Source organism: Bacillus sp. 05T31 (genome assembly GCF_056396725.1).
The window spans coordinates 1-2,236 of the sequence record NZ_JBFTMA010000720.1 but is presented as its reverse complement, the minus strand read 5'-3'; the positions used below and the strand labels follow the sequence as shown (position 1 = coordinate 2,236).

Genomic DNA, 2,236 nt, shown 5'->3' with positions numbered 1-2,236 from the left:
ATTTCACTTACCGTATTTTATGTTAAAAAACATAGAATTAATAAAAAACAAATAGCAACAGAACTGGTTTTCTTATTGTTATAGAGGAATTAGTAAAAAAACTTCGAAAAATATAGTATCTACTATATTAAAGAACATATTTAGTAGCGCATCTTCGCATTAATGCATTGTAAAGGAAAGGAGATTAGTATGCATAAACTTCAAACGAATAAAGGCGCACGATATATGATGATTGCTTTTATTGTTTTGTTTCTTACTATGCTTTTACGTATGTTTTATATTCAAGCGGTAGGAGTCGTGCATAATGTTAATGTAAAGGATCTTGCGAAGGAACAACAAAACAAAAATGGAGTTTTAGAGGCAAATCGCGGGACAATTTATGATCAAAGCGGTAAAGTATTAGTCCAAGACTCAACGACATATCGCATCGKTGTAAACCTAAAAGGAAAAGATAAATTAAAAGATAAAGAAGATACCGCACAACGTTTAGCAGATGCGCTTGAAGTTGATAAAGAGGAGATCATGAAAAATTTTCACGAAGGACGTACRCAAGTTGAAATTGGTAAAATTGGACGTAACTTATCTAGAGAAGCGAAGGAAGAGATTAATAATTTGAAAATACCAGGTGTATCTTTCACAACAGAAAAAGCCAGAGTATACCCAAATGAAGATTTCGCCTCGTATATACTTGGTTTTGCAAGACCAGACGATAAAGGTAATGCGGTGGGGAAGTTTGGGCTYGAAGAAAGTTTGGATAAATATTTGCGCTCTACAAATGGTAATGTTTCATATGTAGGTTCAAGAAAAGGAATCCCACTTACAAATGATATAGGAAAAGTAGAACCTGCTAAAAATGGAAATAACGTATACCTTACGCTTGATAAACAAATTAATAGTTTTTTAGAAGATGCAATGAACAAAGCGGAGCAACACTATGACCCTTCTATGTTAGTAGGAATTATTGCAGATCCAAAAACAGGTAAGATTTTAGCAATGTCTAGTAAGCCTAGTTATAATCCTAACAAGGGAGACATTGAATATTTTTTAAACGATCCAATTGCGAATGCATTCGAACCAGGGTCTACAATGAAAGTTTTTACATTAGCTGCTGCAATTAATGAAGGTGTATATAACGGGAAAGAATATTTCCAATCAGGAAAATATGCAGTTGGTTCAACAGAGATTAAAGATCATAATGGCGGCTATGGATGGGGTTCAATTACATTTGATGAAGGGTTTGAACGGTCATCGAACGTTGCTTTTTCTATTTTAGAAGAYCAGTTACTGAAACCAAATAAATTCAAGCAATATATGAATWWATTTGGTTTCAATCAAAAAACAGGGATAGATTTGCCTGGAGAAAGTAAAAATACATTATTGTTAAATACTCAAATTCAACAAGTTACTACATCTTTCGGCCAAGGCTCAACTGTAACTCCTATTCAAATMGTACAAGCGGCCACAGCTATAGCAAATGACGGGAAAATGATGCAACCTTATATTGTTGATAAGGTTGTAAATCCAACAAATAAACAAGTTATTATGGAAAATCAACCTAAAGAAATAGGGAATCCGATTAAAAAAGAGACTGCAGATAAGGTAAGGAACTTAATGGAGCGAGTTATTACTTCATCTAAAGGAACGGGAACGATGTATAAAATTGATGGTTATCCGATTGGTGGTAAAACAGGGACAGCGCAAATTCCGAATCCTGAAAATGGACGATATATGGAAGGGAAAGATAACTATATTTTTTCATTCTTAGGAATGGCTCCAATTGATGATCCGCAATTAGTCGTATATTTAGCCATTAAGCAACCTAAATTAAAGGGGAATGAATACGGTGCTCAGCCTCTTGCTGAAATTTTTAAACCAGTTATGAAAAATAGTCTAGAATATTTAAAAGTGAAACCATATACAGAAAAGAAAATGGCAGATGCAACAAAGCAATCTGAAATAAAAGTACAAAATTATGTAAATCAAACAATGGATACTGTAAAAAATATTGCAGAAAAAGAGAAACTTCAGCCGGTATTATTAGGAGAAGGAAAGATAATAAAACAATATCCACAGACTGGCGAGGTAATGAGTGAAGGAGATCGTATATTTCTAGTAGGAAATAATGTGAAAATACCTAACCTAAAAGGTTGGTCAATGCGTGATGTTATGTATTTCTCTAAGTTGTTGAAATTAGACTTAAAAACWAATTTCAACAACTTAGAGAAATACATAACAT

The 2,236-nt window shown here is 33.3% G+C and carries 1 protein-coding gene; it reads left to right on the top strand.

Going from position 1 to position 2,236, the window contains the following annotated elements:
* Positions 1 to 189: 189 nt before the first annotated feature.
* The coding region (locus AC1DJR_RS27205) for a penicillin-binding transpeptidase domain-containing protein (protein WP_477003966.1) at positions 190 to 2,236 on the top strand (2,047 nt) is incomplete at its 3' end.